General features: G+C 62.5%; 11 protein-coding genes and 1 pseudogene. All 12 read right to left on the bottom strand.

From position 1 onward, the window contains the following. Positions 1-192: 192 nt before the first annotated feature. Positions 193-675, bottom strand: coding sequence for a poly-beta-1,6-N-acetyl-D-glucosamine biosynthesis protein PgaD (gene pgaD / locus BLV67_RS31670; RefSeq protein WP_069786538.1), 483 nt, complete (start codon positions 673-675; stop codon positions 193-195). Positions 676-677: 2 nt separating this feature from the next. Then, on the bottom strand, positions 678-2,018 hold the full coding sequence (pgaC, locus tag BLV67_RS31665; protein WP_065911331.1) for a poly-beta-1,6-N-acetyl-D-glucosamine synthase: 1,341 nt from the start codon (positions 2,016-2,018) through the stop codon (positions 678-680). Between the two features lie 2 nt (positions 2,019-2,020). Then, positions 2,021-4,018, bottom strand: coding sequence for a poly-beta-1,6-N-acetyl-D-glucosamine N-deacetylase PgaB (gene pgaB / locus BLV67_RS31660; RefSeq protein ID WP_069786537.1), 1,998 nt, complete (start codon positions 4,016-4,018; stop codon positions 2,021-2,023). Positions 4,019-4,030: 12 nt separating this feature from the next. Next, on the bottom strand, positions 4,031-6,511 hold the full coding sequence (gene pgaA / locus BLV67_RS31655; protein WP_069786536.1) for a poly-beta-1,6 N-acetyl-D-glucosamine export porin PgaA: 2,481 nt from the start codon (positions 6,509-6,511) through the stop codon (positions 4,031-4,033). Positions 6,512-6,808: 297 nt separating this feature from the next. Beyond that, complete coding sequence (locus tag BLV67_RS31650) at positions 6,809-8,305, bottom strand: YdgA family protein (RefSeq protein ID WP_069786535.1); 1,497 nt, start codon at positions 8,303-8,305, stop codon at positions 6,809-6,811. Between the two features lie 148 nt (positions 8,306-8,453). Beyond that, positions 8,454-9,086, bottom strand: coding sequence for an NADH:ubiquinone oxidoreductase subunit N (locus tag BLV67_RS31645; protein ID WP_065911325.1), 633 nt, complete (start codon positions 9,084-9,086; stop codon positions 8,454-8,456). Positions 9,087-9,166: 80 nt separating this feature from the next. Then, complete coding sequence (locus BLV67_RS31640; protein WP_069786534.1) at positions 9,167-10,609, bottom strand: efflux transporter outer membrane subunit; 1,443 nt, start codon at positions 10,607-10,609, stop codon at positions 9,167-9,169. Next, positions 10,606-11,496: an efflux RND transporter periplasmic adaptor subunit gene (locus BLV67_RS31635; protein ID WP_056858099.1), complete on the bottom strand. Its 891-nt coding sequence runs from the start codon at positions 11,494-11,496 to the stop codon at positions 10,606-10,608. The genes BLV67_RS31640 and BLV67_RS31635 overlap by 4 nt, the downstream gene beginning before the upstream one ends. Further along, the gene (locus BLV67_RS31630; protein WP_016969155.1) at positions 11,493-11,702 is read right to left on the bottom strand and encodes a DUF1656 domain-containing protein; all 210 of its coding nucleotides are present in this window, start codon (positions 11,700-11,702) and stop codon (positions 11,493-11,495) included. Before BLV67_RS31630 ends, BLV67_RS31635 begins: the two co-directional genes overlap by 4 nt. After that, entirely contained in the window at positions 11,699-13,777 is a 2,079-nt protein-coding gene (locus BLV67_RS31625) for an FUSC family protein (RefSeq protein WP_069786533.1), read from the bottom strand. The genes BLV67_RS31630 and BLV67_RS31625 overlap by 4 nt, the downstream gene beginning before the upstream one ends. Next, positions 13,774-14,190, bottom strand: a complete 417-nt coding sequence (locus tag BLV67_RS31620; protein WP_056858097.1) for a MarR family winged helix-turn-helix transcriptional regulator — start codon at positions 14,188-14,190, stop codon at positions 13,774-13,776. Before BLV67_RS31620 ends, BLV67_RS31625 begins: the two co-directional genes overlap by 4 nt. Positions 14,191-14,516: 326 nt before the next feature. Next, positions 14,517-14,788: pseudogene (locus BLV67_RS31615) on the bottom strand (IS110 family transposase); the annotation flags it as partial.

The following is a 14,788-nucleotide window of genomic DNA, read 5'->3' as shown; positions in this document are numbered from 1 at the left end:
GCTGTTTTGTGAGTTGGATCCCATTTATCGGAATTCCAGGCGACGCAGATGGGATCGTTCCCACGCTCTGCGTGGGAATGCCGCCTCGGACGCTCCGCGTCCCGGTGACATCAGCACTAGGTGACGCGGAGCGTCACGGGATGCATTCCCACGCGGAGCGTGGGAACGATCTTCTAGGGGCCTGCGGAATTTCTAGCCGGCGTCTTGGCCTTTTTCCGCGCCGGGCACCAGGGTCAGGCCGGGGCGCTCCACGTCGCGGGACACATGGGCCTTCACGTCTTCCACACCGCCGTCTTCGTCGTTGTGGATCACCAGCACGCCCGGCTTGCGAAACTGCTCCAGGTGGCCGTCGCCCAAATTGAAACTCTCACTCAGGTGCTTGTCGCTCAGCGCATTGGCCTCGGCGCGGCGCTGGGCGAATTTGCGCCCACGGCGTTGTTGATAGCGCGCCCAAGTGATCAGGATCACCGCGTTGAACAAGGCGATCCACAGGTAGATCTGCAAGGTATTAAGCGCGGCGAAAATTGGCGCCTCGATACGCGGGCCTCCATGGGTTTCGAGCATGGCGCCGATGCCACGCGCGAGCAGCCAGATCAGCCCGCCCCACGCCAGCAGCGTCAGCAGCACGTCGATGATCCACATCACGGTGTTCTGGCGAGTTCTGACCAGCTTCATGATCACGCCTCCTCTTGAGTGGGTTTGATGCCGCGGTCCGGGCTGACCCAACGCGCGCGTTTCTGGTGCTGGTTGAACAGCACTTTGGGAAAACTGACCAGGGTGGTGAACAGGCTGACCAGCCAGAACACCATCGGGTACCACACGGTCCAGAACAGGGTTTTCCACAGGTCCTTTTCATAGCGCCGGTCGATCAGGATGCTCACCGCAAATTGCAGCAGGCACACCATCGCCAGTACGAGGCCGGTAAAGGCCGGTGGCACCAGGGAGTCCACGGCAATCGCCTGCGGCAGTACCACGAACTTGCCCACGCCCCAGAAGATCACCGACAGCAGGAAGGTAAAGGCCCAGCCGGTGGACAGGCAGTATTCGAACAACAGTGGCCACAGGTAGCGATGGCGCCATTGCCAGATGCCACGGATGTTCTTGAACAGCACCTCGGCGCCGCCCTGGGCCCAGCGCAGGCGCTGTTTCCACAAGCCGCCAACGGTTTCGGGCATGAGGATCCAGCACAGGGCACGGGGCTCGTAGAAGATCGCCCAGTGGTCCAGTTGCAGCTTCCAACTCACGTCGATGTCTTCGGTGATCATGTCGGTGGACCAGTAGTCGATGCGGTCCAGCGCTTTCTTGCGAAACGCCACCACCACACCCGACACCGTGAAGATCCGCCCGAACACGCGCTGGGTGCGTTTGATCAAGCCGATGATCGAGGAGAACTCGCCCACCTGCACCCGGCCGATCAAGGTCGAGCGCGTGCGGATGCGCGGGTTGCCGGTCACGGCGCCCAGGCGCGGGTTGTCGAGCATCGGCGCGACCATGTAGGCCGCTGCGTTTTTGTCGAGCAAGGCATCGCCGTCGATGCACACCAGGTACTCACTGCGCGCCGCCACGGCGCCCATGCGCAAGGCCACAGCCTTGCCCTGGTTCTGCGCCAGGTGCAACACGCGCAGACGCGGGTTTTCCAGGGCCAGGGCATCAAGCACGGCGGCGGTGTTGTCGCTGGAACCGTCGTTGACCGCGATGACTTCAACGTTCGGGTACAGCTGGCCGAGTGCGGCATGAATGGTGTCGGCGGCGTTATCACCCTCGTTGTAGCAAGGGATGATGATCGAGATCAGCGGGTTGCCGGCCAGGGTCGGCGCCGGCGTGTCTTCCTTCCACGGCCAATGCCGCTCCCAGTGCAGCCAGAAGTACAGCCCGCCGGCGATCCACAGCGCCGACATGAACAGCGGGTAGAAAAACACGAAGTCCATCAGGAACTGCCCGGTGACCAGGAAGATCAGGCCCAGGGGCACGCCCAGTACCAGCGCCAACACGAATAGAGCCAGGATTCTGTCAAACATGATCAAGGGTTCCACTGGTTGGAAAGGGCCGGACGAACTGTCTTCAAGTCCGGCGAGTTTTCCAGGAAGTTATCCGGGTAGTAGCCGAAGCTCTTGACCCCCTGGCGTTTGAGCACGCCCATCCACTCGGCCATTTGCGCGCCATTGATATCGGGTGCCGCTTTGGTCCGCCAATCTTTGGCTTGCAGTTCGAACACGGTTTTATCCAGCGCGCCGGGGCGCGCCTTGACCGTGGCGACGAGTTTTTCCAGCCAGGCGTTGGAGGTGTTCAGCTCCTGGCCTTCCATCAACGGCATGGCCATGGGCGCGGTCCAGTCGTAGGCCTGGAGGAAGTCATCGAGGTTCTGCGCAAACCAGGCTTCGCTGGCCGGGTTGAGCATCGGCTCGGCAAAGATATTGCGTGCGGTCTGCACCTGCGGGCCACCGATGGCGCGGACCTTGGCGGTCAGCTCGTTGGTGAAGTCGATCAGGTAGCGGCTCTTGAAGCGCGTCCAGCGTTGCATCACGGCAGGGTCTGCACGCAGCGCCGCGATGCTGCCCGGCAGGCCGTTGGCGGCATAAGCCTTGAGCGCGGCGGGGCCGGCGTCTTCGAAGTCGGACAGCACGGCGTCGTCGTGGTACAGCACACCGTCGATGGCATTGTTGCGGGCCAGGTCTTCATAAATCTCGCCGATGATCTTGCGCACCTGCGGGTCGAACGGCGACAAGCGCTTGTATTGGTCCGGGTCGGTGCCGACCTGGCCGGTCTGCGGGTCCCAGCGGGTCACGCGCGGCAGCTTGGGGTCGAGGGCGAAACTCAGCACCGGCATCCAGGCATATACGCTGGCATGGGCACGGGTGCGCAACTGCCAGGCGACGCGGTTGAACAGGTCGGCGCGCACCGGCAAATGGCGGTTGGGGAAGTACAGCGAATGCACCAGGCCGTCGCCCTTGGGGTCGGCGAAGGCTTGCAGGAACACGGTGCCCGCACCCATGTCGACCACACGTTGTACCAGCTGGTCGAGGTTACGCGCTTGTTGGGCAAGGTCCGGGTCGTAAACGTTGTCGAGGTCCACGTGCAGCACGCGCAGCGGTGCCTGGGTTTGCACGGCCACCATGCTGTTGGCGAAATGCTCGCCGTCCGGGTCCGAGGCCACCAGGAAGCGCGGGCTGTTCATCAGGTTGCCGAGGCTGTCGAGGCCGTCTTCCAGGGTCAGCGCCATCTGGTAGCCCTGCTCGCCGACAACCTCCAGCGAGGTGCCTTTGGCGGCGCCGTAAGGCCACACCCACACCCGAGGCGCCTTGCCGGTCACGCTGCGGATCTTGTTGGTGATCGCCGCGACATCAGCCCGCATGCGTGCGTCGAATTTGGCTTGGTCTTCGTAACGCCCGGTGGCCGGGTCAAAGCGCAAGCTGGTCGCCGCCGGCTCCAGGTTGCCCTGGGGGTTGGCCAAAATCCCTTTGTGGTTGTTGTCGGTGTGCGCGGCGATTTCCACCAGGCCCGACTGCGACACTTCACGAATCTGCTGCCAGGTGAGGAATTCCCCACGTGGGCGCGGCGAGCCGGCGAAGTCCACCGGTTGGTTGAGCGGCGTATCGATCCAATACCCCACCGGCGCCAGCAAGGCAGGCCAGTGATAGGCGCGCAGAATCGGCATCACGCGGGTATAGAAGCTCGAATAGCCGTCATCGAAGCTGAGCATGATGGCTTTGGGCGGCAACTCGGGGCCGCCGTTGCGTGCCGCCAGGATCTGGTCGACGCTGACCGCCTGGTAGCCATTCTCGCGCAACCACGCCAGCTGTTCGATCAAGCGCTCGGTGCGCACCGCCACCACCGCCTGGTCGGGGTCGCGATCCTCGACGTCGTGGTAGGCAATGCCCAGGAAATGGTTTTTCGGCCACGGCGCTTCGTTGGCCGCTATCGGCCGCTCGGCGGGTGGAGTGAAGGGCGCGGGTTGCTGGGCGCAGGCACTGGCCAGCATTACACCCAGGACCAACAAACAACGGCAAAGGACGGTCATGGTCAGGCTCTTTTAGAAACGGTAAGTGAGGTCGACGAGCAAGCGCAGATCGCGTTCGCGATCACCGTCATAAGGTCGGCTGATCAGGCTCAGGTTGGCGCCAACGTCGAGTACATCGTTCCAGCGAAAACGTTGGCCATAGCCGATCAAACCGACGCCACCGGTGGAGTAATCCCGTTGGCTGTACGTACCTGCACCGAGCTGGAACTGCTGACTCCACTGAGTCTCGTAGCGGTGATAGAGCACATGATTGACCGTGACCGTGGGCAACACGGTGAAGTCGGACTTGGGGTTGAAGTACACCGTGTCTTGTTTGCTGTTGTGGCTGGTGCCGACTTCCAGGCCCAGGTCTACTTGCACGCCCGGCGAACTGTAGATGCCCTCGCGGCCAGTCAGTACGGCCTCGAAGCGGTTGTTGCCATCGCTGAAGTGGGACGGGCTCAGGGCCAGTTTCCACTCGCGGCTTTCATTTGCGCGCCAGCGGATAAAGCCACTGCCGCCGTTGGCGGTGACATCGGCATTCAATGCCCGCAGCGGCGTGGTGGTGAGCAGGTAGCCGAGGCTGCCGCCGTACTGCCAGTTGTCGTTGATGTCGCGGGCAATCGACACGGCCGCGCCCTGCTTGGAGCCATAGCCATAGGAGTGGTTGGAGACTTCGGCTTCCAGGGTCATGTCGCGGGTGCGGCGCTCCACACCGACGCGCTGCCACCGGTGTTGGCCGGTGCCTTCGCTGAAATCGGCGGTGGCGTAGCCGGCACCGGCGAACAGGCGCCAGTCTTCATCGATAGGCGGCGTGTAGAGCACGCTTTCGATGCCCCAATCGCGGCTGCCGGCCACTGCGCCAGCGTCGTTGTTATTGCCGCCGCCGTAGCTTTTACCGGTGTAGGCCTCCACACGCAGCTCGGCCATGTCGTGCACATCCCGCAGGCGGCTCAGGCGCTGCACTTGGCGGCTGTCGGGGTTGCGAGCCAGCACGTCATCGGTGAGCACGTCCATTTGCCGCCATTCCTGCAGGTCCATGGCGGTGTAGGCCTGGCTGACTTCCAGGCCGATATCCCGTGGGGTCTGGGCTTCGGTTTCCTTGAGGATGCCCTCGGCGCGGCGCGGCAGGTCGCGCGCGCGGTACATGTCGGCCTGGGCCAGGCGCAGGCCGACATTGCCGGGGGCTTTGGCCACCAACGCGTCCAGCCCGGCTTCGCTGCCGGGCAAGTCACCGCCGTAGATGCCGGCCTGGGCCGACAGCTGTTGCGCGTCCATCCAGGCGTCGTTGGGGTTACCGATGGGCAAGCCCTTGAGTTCGACCCGAGGTTTCTGGCTAGTGGCGAGGCTGTTGGCGACTTCGCGCGCATCGGCGCCTTTGTCGCTTTCCTGCAAGGCGTAGAACAGGGCCGTGGTGTCTTCAACCCGGTCATCGGGCTCGGCATCGGCCGCGCTGATCACCTGGCGGTACAACGGCTCGGCTTTTTCCGGCAGGCGCTGGTCGAGGTAAGACGCGGCGACCCAGCGCAGGGCATAAGTGGGCAATTGCACGCCTTCGCCCTTGAGGGTTTCGTAGTCGCGGATCACATCGGCGGTGCGTGCCCGCGCCTTGAGGGCGCCCAGGCGGTCGATGCGCCAGCGCACCACGTCGTCATGGGCGCTGGCGTCCGGGGTCCAGCGGGCGAGCAGTTTGTCGTAGTCATTGAGGGCACGGTCGGCAACCACGTAGCGTTCTTTTTCGGTGCGGGTGGCGAACTCGGCCATGCGCACGCGCTCGGCGGCGAGGTCACCTTCGAGGCGGCGCTGGGTCACCGCATCGAGCAGCCCCGGATGTTTAGCCGACAGGCGCAGCGCCGGCTCCGGCAGGCGGGCCTTTTGCAGGGCGACGATGTATTCGCGGACCACTTCGGGTTTGTCACCGGCGCGAGTAAAGGCTTGGTCGAACTCAAACAGGGCGTCGTAGTTCAAGCCTACGCGGGTCAGCGCATAACCCAGGGCCATGCGGCGGTTGGGGTCATTGGGTTGCGCCGCTACCAGTGCGCGCAAGCGCTGCACGGCCGTCGCGGCCTGGCCGCCGTCGGCCTGGGTCAGGGCCTGGCCCAATTGCAGGTCGACATTGCCCGGCTCACGCACCAGCGCTTGCTGATAAACCGCCAGGGCCTGTGGCCACTGCTTTTGGTTGCGATAAGTGCGCGCCACCGTGGCCAGCGCCTGGGTGGTGAGGTTGCGATTTTTGCCCTGGGCCTCGTAGACCTTCAGCACTTCGGCGTCTTGCCCTGCCCAACCGGCAATCACCAGATGATCGCTGATCTGGCCGGGTGTCTGGCGTTCAGGCGAGAGTTGACGCAACTGGTTCAGCGCGGGGGTGAAGTTACCGTTACGCGCCTGGATAATCAGGGCGTCATAGGCTGGGTCGGCGAAGGCAAGGCTGGGCGTCAGCAGTTGGCTGCATAAGGCGGCCCCAATGAGCAGACGCAACCGGCCTGAAGCACTGATGGGTAGTGTTCGCAGCATATCGTGAGCTTCCTTACACACGGAAAGCTGTAACGATAGGTGGTCCTGAGCGAAACGCGTCAGGGTGCCGGCGTCTCGTGACCCGGCCTAGCTTTCCTGTAGGAACTATCCCTTAAGGATGTAGGTAAATGCCCAAATCAGAACAATTGTTCAGAATTGTCCAACCGCAGAAAGACCAATGGAGGCGCAGGGTTGCCTGAGCCAAGCAATCACAGCCGGCCTGCACGCCGGTTGTTTGACTGCTGCTTCAGGCCAACCTGCGCCTCCATTATTTATTTCTTACCGATGTAGGAAATCTTACTGCGCGCCGCTGACCGCACCCGCTTTGGCCATCACAAAGCCAATGAACTGCTCCACGGTCATCTTCTGGCCGTTGAAGGTCACTTCATTGTTGGCGTAGTGCAGTTTGGAAACCACGTCGGTGCCCACCAGGGTCGCCAACTGAGTACCAACGGCCATGCCGCTGACCATTTCGGCCGCCATCTGCGATTGCTGCTCGATGGCTTTAGGGTCGGTCACACCGCCTACTTCAGCTTGCAGGGCAGCGACGTCGCCGATCATCGGCTTGGACAGGGTCAGGTTGGCATCCAGCAGCGCGATAACCTGCTTGCCCAGCTCAACCGGCGGCAGCTCCATCGAAGCGGGTTTGGTCAGGTCCACCACCAGGTTGAATTTGCTTTCACCGTGGGTGGTTTTCAACGACAGGTTTTCCACCGCCAGTTGCGGCTTGGCAGCCAGCACCTGGTTGACGTTGGCCTCGGCCAGGGTCTGCTCGGCTTCGGTCAGTTGCAGCTCAGGCACCGGTTGGCCGGCAGCAGAAGCGGCTTGCACCGGCTGCATCTTGTCCTGGTAGAGCTTGGTCAGCACCAGCATCGCCGGGATGTCGATGTTCTTCATGCTCAAGGCCATGGCGGCCGAACCTACAGGTTTACCCTGGTAGCCGATCTCGTCGATCTTGTAGTCGACGCGACCCGCCAGGTTGTTGTCCTTGGTTTCGCTGGTGTCTTTCTGCTCGAAGCCCTTGAGGGTCAGCACGGCTTTCTGCGGGCCGAAGGTGACTTTGGTGTCGGTCAGCTCAACGGTGTTTTGCCCGGTGTAGAAACCGAAAGTGGATTTTTCCAGGTTGCTGGCCACGGTCAGGCCGGACAGTTCAGCTTCAAGCGGCTGGCCATTGGCGTCGATCACTGCCACCTTGAGGCTGTTCATGTAGCCGCTGGCCTTGACCTTCTTGCCTTCGGCGCTGCTGTCGAAGTCGAGGTTGACGCCGGAGAAGCTCACCGAAGACTTGTCGTCCTTGATATCCAGCGGCAGCAGTTCGACGTTGCCGTCGACCGAGCGGTTGTAGCCGATATTGGCCACGCCTTTGAGCGGCGACACGTCTTTGCTGGCGGCAAACCATTTTTCGGTGGTGGCGTTCTTTTCCAGTTCATAGTGACTGGTGGCCATGACCGGCAGCCATTTCAGCGTCACCAGGCGCGAGAACGGCAGCGGGCCGTGTTCGATATGGTCGACGAACAACAGCTCAGGGTTCGGGTTTTCTTCACCGAACACACTGCCTTGGCCTTTGAGACGGTAGTGCGCGGTGCTGCTGAACAGGCCACGGTCCAGGGACACCAGCTCCAGGTTCACCGTGCCATCGACGCCGGCCATGGAGGTCTGCAGTTCTTTGTTGGCGTTCTGGATCGCGGTTTGCAACACCGGCTCCAGTTGCTTACCGGTGTACCAGGCGCCGCCTGCACTGATGGCGCCGACGGCGACAACGAAACCCAAGAAAACAACTGCTGGCTTATTCATGAAGTGACCTGATCAAATCCTGTGAGAAGTGGGCTGTCTTCCTTGAACCCCAGGAGGGGTTGGCTCAAACCCGCCGAAAACGGGGGAAGATTAGCACTGGAGGCCGAAAACGGCCCAGCTTTTCAGAGGGGTCAGGTCAGCGGTTGGTTCACGAGTATTCCAATTCAACCTCATCGAGTTGGTGGTCGAAACTCTTCAAGCGTGCGGTCCAGGTGTACACCAACACCTCAAACTCGCGGTGTATCACGGCGTTGCTGGGGGTATCGGCCTTGGGGTCGCAGAAGTCCAGCTGGTAGCGTTCCCGCGCCATTTGTGTGGCCACGTCGGACAATTCCCGTGCGTTATTCAGCCAATGCCTACCGTCGGCGACCTGTTGGTCGAGCACCACACATTGTTTTTTCAGGGCTTCGAGGCTTTTTTCCAGTGGCGTGCCGGTGAGCTCGCCCATGACTTCCTGGAAGGTGCGCCCGGGCTGCCAGTAGCTGCCCCAGAAATAGCGGTCGAACACGGTTTCGACGCGACGCAGGGCGACCTTGGTGTCCCAGATCGCCACGCGGGTCTTGCCTTGTTGAAGCAGCTTTTTCTTCACCCGTTGATTTTGATAGGACGCCCAGGCCACCACGCCGATGGACAAGGTGCCGATCACCAGGCAGGCGCTGTCGAGAAACACCATGGCCTTGTCGAGTTGGTGGGCAAGCATGACGCCGTAGAAATAGGCAGCCGATAACAACACCAGTGCGAAGAGTACGCACCAGAATGCGGGAGCATAAGGGTTTTTCATTATTGGAATCCCCATGAGCAAACGCGAACTTTGTCAGGCGAGCCTCACGGTGGCCCGCCTGTCAAAGCATAGCTATTCGCTCAGGGTTTGCCGGGTTGTGACGCCTGCGTTCGTCCGCTTTCCCAACCGCCGCCCAAGGCCAGGAACAGATCGATCTGGCTCATGGCAACTTGCGTGTTGGCTGCCGCCAACTGCGCGCGCACATCGGTGTAGGTGCGGGTGGCCTGCAGGTCGGCCAGGAACGAGGCACGGCCGGCCTGGAAGAAGCGGTGCGTCTGCTGCGAAGCTTCCTTGGCGGACGCACCGGCATCGGCCAGGGCGTCGCGGCGTTGCAGTTGTGCGGTGTACTGCGCAAGGCCGGTCTGGGTTTCACGGATAGCATTGAGCACCACGCCGTCAAAGTGCGCCAGGGCGCCCTGGGTCGCGGCTTCGGCTTCGTGGATACGTGCACGCGCGCCGTTGGTCGGCACCGTCCAGCTGATCAGCGGGCCAAAACCCCAGCGATTGGTGGCAGGGGTGCCGAGGTCGTCAAGAATGCCGACCGTGCCCACCGTGGCGCCGATGCTGATGTCCGGGTACAACGCGCCGGTGGCCACGCCGATACGCGCGGTGGCCGCCGCCAGTTGGCGTTCGGCCTGGCGCACGTCGGGGCGGCGCTTGAGCAGCGCAGCGCCGTCGCCCACCGGCAGCAATTGGGCGATATGCGGCAGCTCGGCGCAGGTGCCGGTGCCCGCGGGCAACTGGTCCACCGGTTTGGCCAGCAGCATCGACAAACGGAACAAGCCTGCCTGACGCGATGCCTGATAGCGCGGGATCTCGGCGCGCAAGGATTTGTATTGGGTCTGCGAGCGGGTCACCTGGGTTTCGTCACCGCGCCCGGCGTCGCGCAGGCGCTGGGTGAGCTTGGTGCTCTGGCCTTGCAGGTCGAGGGACTCGTTGGCAATCGCCAGCTCTTCATTGGCCGCACAGACCTGGGTGTAGGAGCGCACCACATCGGCCACCAGCGTAATGCGCGCAATATCGGCGGCGGCCTGGGCCACGTCGGCGCTGGCGTGAGCGCTTTCGATGCCACGCTGCAAGGTGCCGAACAGGTCAAACTGGTAGGACGTGCTGATGCTGGCGCTGCCGATGTTGGCCACCGGGACTTTTTCCGTCAGCAAAAACGCTTCGCCCGACTCCTGCAGGCGCTGGGCTTCAGCCTTGGCGCCGGCACTCCAGCCGCCTGCAGATTCAGCTTCCTGGGTCTGGAACCGCGCGCGCTGCAGGTTGGCGGCAGCCACGCGCAAATCGGTGTTGGAGGCCATGGCCTGGCGCACCAATTCATCCAGGCGCGGGTCGTTGTAGAGCTTCCACCAATCGGCCGGCACCGGCGCCGACACCACGTTGGTGCCCTCGCCCGCAAGCTGCCCTTGCAGGTCGCCACGGTTGATGGCGGACGTTTCCGGCAGTGTGTAATCCGGGCCTACCGCCTGGCAGGCCGACAGCAGCAAACCCAGCGCAGCGGTTGCCAGCAGCTGCTTCATGGTTGCTCTCCGTCTTTGACCTTATCGCCGATGATCGACACCGTAGCCGTGCGCCCGGCGATCATGCGGAAATCCGCCGGCACGTCGTCAAAGGCAATGCGCACCGGAATCCGCTGAGCCAGGCGCACCCAGCTGAACGCCGGGTTGACGTTGGGCAGCAGGTTGGAACCGCTGGTGCGGTCGCGGTCTTCGATACCGGCGACGATGCTCTGCACATGCCCGCGCAGACGGGCGTTGTCGCCGATCACGCGAATGTCCACAGCCATGCCGACGTGGATGCCGTCGAGTTTGGTCTCTTCAAAGTAACCGTCGATGTGGAAGGAATTGCTGTCCACCACCGACAGCACCGGGCGCCCGGCGGTGACGAACTCCTGGTTGCGCGGTGCACGGTCGTTGACGTAGCCGTCCACGGGGCTGCGGATCACCGAGCGGTCGAGGTTGAGCTGGGCGGCGTCCACGGTCACCTGGGCTTCGGCCAGGGCCGATTGGGCACGGGCTACCCGCGACTGGCTTTCTTCCAGTTGTTCGCTCGGCACCAGGTTGCCCAGGCCACGGTTACGCTTGTACTCGCGGTTGGCCTGGGCCAGGGTTTCCTGGCGGTCGGCCACGGCAGCCTGGGCTTGGCGCAGGGCCAGCTTGAAGCGGTCCTGGTCGACGGCGAACAGCACCTGGCCCTTGGTCACCAACTGGTTGTCGCGCACGTCGACTTGCTGGATCAGCCCGGACACGTCCGGGGCGATCTGCACGATGTCGGCACGGATATGCCCGTCACGGGTCCAGGGTGCAAACATGTAGTACATGACCATGCGCCACACAACGACGACAGCGAAGGTCACTATCAATAACGTCAGGACGACACGGCCGATGGTCAAAAAAGGTTTTTTCATGTCATGAGGTATCGACTGAGTGAGTCCACAGCGCCCAGTAACAGCGCGTAGAGCCCCACATTGAACAATGCCCGGTGCCAGACCAGGCGATAGAAGTGAATGCGCGTCAACAGCCCGTGCACCACCAGAAACAACACATACGTAATGCCCATCAGCACCAGCAGCGTGGGCAGGAACACCCCGCTGATATCCAGATCACCGATCATAAAGGCGCTCCATCAGGTAACGGCGCTTCCCGCTCGGAGCCGTCAATAAATTCCACGCCGGGCAGCAACGACAGGCGCAGGCCGGCCAGTGCGTGCAGCAGATGCAGGCGGGTGTCTTCTTCGTCTTGCCTGCCCTGGCCGTTGAGGGCGCGGCGAGTGCGGTCGAGGGTCATCAGCAGACCACTGGGCGCGGGCAAGCGTTCACCCGCCTTGAGGCAGGCCTTGAAGTAACCGCCCACGCCTTCGACCACCTGGTTAAGCAACACCCGTGGCACGCCGTAGATGCGTGGCGAGTAGGCCAGCAGGTCGAGCAGGTTCAGCGCCACACGCAAGTCGCGCAGGGCGCTGCCGGTGTCCTGGCCGATCAGGGCCAGGCGCGGCAGGTGCTGCATCAGGCGATCGAGCATTTGCACGGCCATATGCCGGTGTTCGGCCAGGGTCGCAGGCTCGGTGAGCGTGACGATGTCGCGCCAACTGAAGCGGGTCAGGCGTTTGGCCGCCAATTCAGCGCCGAAAGGCCGCGCGATCAGCGTCCACACAAAGGCGAACAGCAAGCCCACCGGCCCGGCCAGGTTGACGTTGGCGAAGTTGAGGAAGTCCGCGTCGTAGGCGCCCTGGATGCTGATAAACGACGAGGTGTTCACCAGTGTCAGCAGCATGCCCAGGTAGAAACGCGGCTGCACCGTGAGGGTGCCGATGCAGATAAACGGCACGGCAAACGCCAACACCAGCATCGGGAAGTCGTGCAGGTTGGGCAGCACCAGAAACAGGTACAGGCTGGCGAACAGCACCGACATCGCGGTCCAGAAAAAGAACCGGTAGATCTGCGGCGCGGGGTCGTCCATCGAGGCGAAAAAACTGCACGCCACAGCGGCGAGAATCACCGCGCTGCCGCCGTCGGTCCAGCCCAGCAGAATCCACAGCACCGAGGCGACAATGATCGCGGTAACGGTGGAAAACGCCGAGTAGAACATCAGGCCACGGTCGAGGAACGGCGTGAGCCGGCCCAGGCGCCAGTGGCGGTACACGGCGCGCCAGGTGTCCTGGCTTTCGCACTGGATGGCGGCTTGCAGGCTGCGGCAGTCTTGCCACAGGTCTACCCACTCGCCGAGGCGGTACAGGGCGTTGGAAAACAGCAGCGTGTGGCGGTCGTCCAGCGCTTCGCCCTGGGGTTGCGCGGCGTCGATCCTGTCGCGCAACACGCGCCAGCGTTCCAGCGGCGCCTCTTCGGTGGTGCTCGCCAGCCAGGCGTCGGCTTCGTGCAGCAACGGCGCGAGCCGGTCGAGAAACTCCGGGGCGCGGTGTTCGATGGCGTAGATCGCGTCGTCCAGCGCGTCGATCACCGGCAGCAGGTGAATCATGCGCCCGCGCAGCTCCTTGGTGTTGCGCACCGTTTGCGGCCGCGCGCCTTCGTGGGGCAACTGGCCGATCATTAATTCCAGGGTGTTGAAGGTGGCGACCATGCCGCCGCGCAAGGTGCTGATTTCTTCGGGCGTAACGTCACGGGTTAGAAAGCGCTGGCTGTAGACCTGGGCATCGGCAAACCACTTGGCCACCGAGCCATCGAACACCGGCATCAGGCGCCGCGGCCAGAACATCGCGCCCACAACGGCCGCAACGGCAATGCCGAGGAAGATTTCCTCGGTACGCGCCTCAGCCACATCCCACACCGCCAGCGGGTTATCCACCACCGGCAAGGCGATCAGCGGCAAGGTGTAGCCGGCCAGCATCAGCGCGTAGCTGTTGGCGGTACGCAGGTGCAAAGACAAAAACAACAAGGTGCCGGTCCACAGCGCAATGATCACCACCAGCAGGTACGGCGTCTGAATAAACATCGGCACAAAAAACACCGCCGCCGCCGCGCCCATGAAGGTGCCGATGGCGCGGTACAACGCCTTGGAGCTGGTGGGGCCGACAAATGGGCTGGAGACGATATACACCGTGGCCATCGCCCAGTACGGACGCGGCATTTGCATGAGCATGGCGATGTACAGGGCGATCATCGACGCCGCAAAGGTGCGCACGCCGTAGAACCAGTCGCGGGCCGGCGGCATGCCGGTAAAAAATCCGTTCAAGAGGTCGCCTCAGCCGCCTCGAAGGCCCGCAGTACACGCAACGCCGCTTCAAGGTCGCCGTGGGCGATGTCGGCCAACACTTCCTGGCGCAGGCGCACCAGTTGCACCTCCACCGCCTGCACCAGCTCACGGCCGCGCTCGGTAAGGCTCAAGGCCTTGGCGCGACGGTCATGGACGTCTTCGGTGCGGCACACGTAACCGTCATGGCACAGACGATCAAGCAGGCGCACCAACGACGGGCTTTCCATGCCGGATGCCTGGGCCACTTTCACCTGGTGCACACCGTCGCCCAAGCGGCCGATCATCAACAGCGGCACGGCGCAGGCTTCGGAAATGCCATAACTCACCAGCGTGGTCTGGCAGATTTTGCGCCAGTTACGGGCGCCCACCACCATGCTGCTGCTGAGGTTCATCTGAAGTTGTTCGAGGGTTTGGGACACTGGATTGTTCGCATACAGTTAGTTTGCTAACTATCAATATGGTGGATGGATCCAAAGCCGTCAAGTTTTGAAACACTTTTATGGATGGGTGGTGGGAGGTAAAGGTAAGTAAAGCGGGTTTGAGTGCGAACGTTAGATTTGCGGCAGAACAAAACACCTGTGGGAGCTGGCTTGCCTGCGATAGCGGTGGATCAGTCGAGGTCGATGTTGACTGAACTATCGCCATCGCAGCGATGCGGCGACCCGACAAGCCAGCTCTTATCAAACAAAAAATAACTCATTGTTTTTGCTCTTAAAAATCAAGCCGCTTTAACCAGCTGCAACCCCAACTTTCGCGCCTTGCGCTCCAAGGCGCGCAGTTGCCGGTCCCGGCTACGCTCTTCAAATTCCTCTATTCCTTTCTCAACATAAGGCTGACCTTTGGTCAGCATCGCGTAGATCAGTCGTGCCAGTTGATGCGCTGTCGCCTTAATCGCGCAACAGGTGTCCATCCGGGTCAGGCGCGCTCGGTGGCTGGCACCGATAAAACTTTTGTCGTTACGTGCAATAGAGGCGGCTTGCTTCAGCGCTT

It is taken from the genome of Pseudomonas salomonii, from assembly GCF_900107155.1.
Lineage (GTDB): Bacteria > Pseudomonadota > Gammaproteobacteria > Pseudomonadales > Pseudomonadaceae > Aquipseudomonas > Aquipseudomonas salomonii.
The sequence above is the reverse complement of the archived record's forward strand: the minus strand, read 5'-3'. Positions and strand labels throughout refer to the sequence as shown.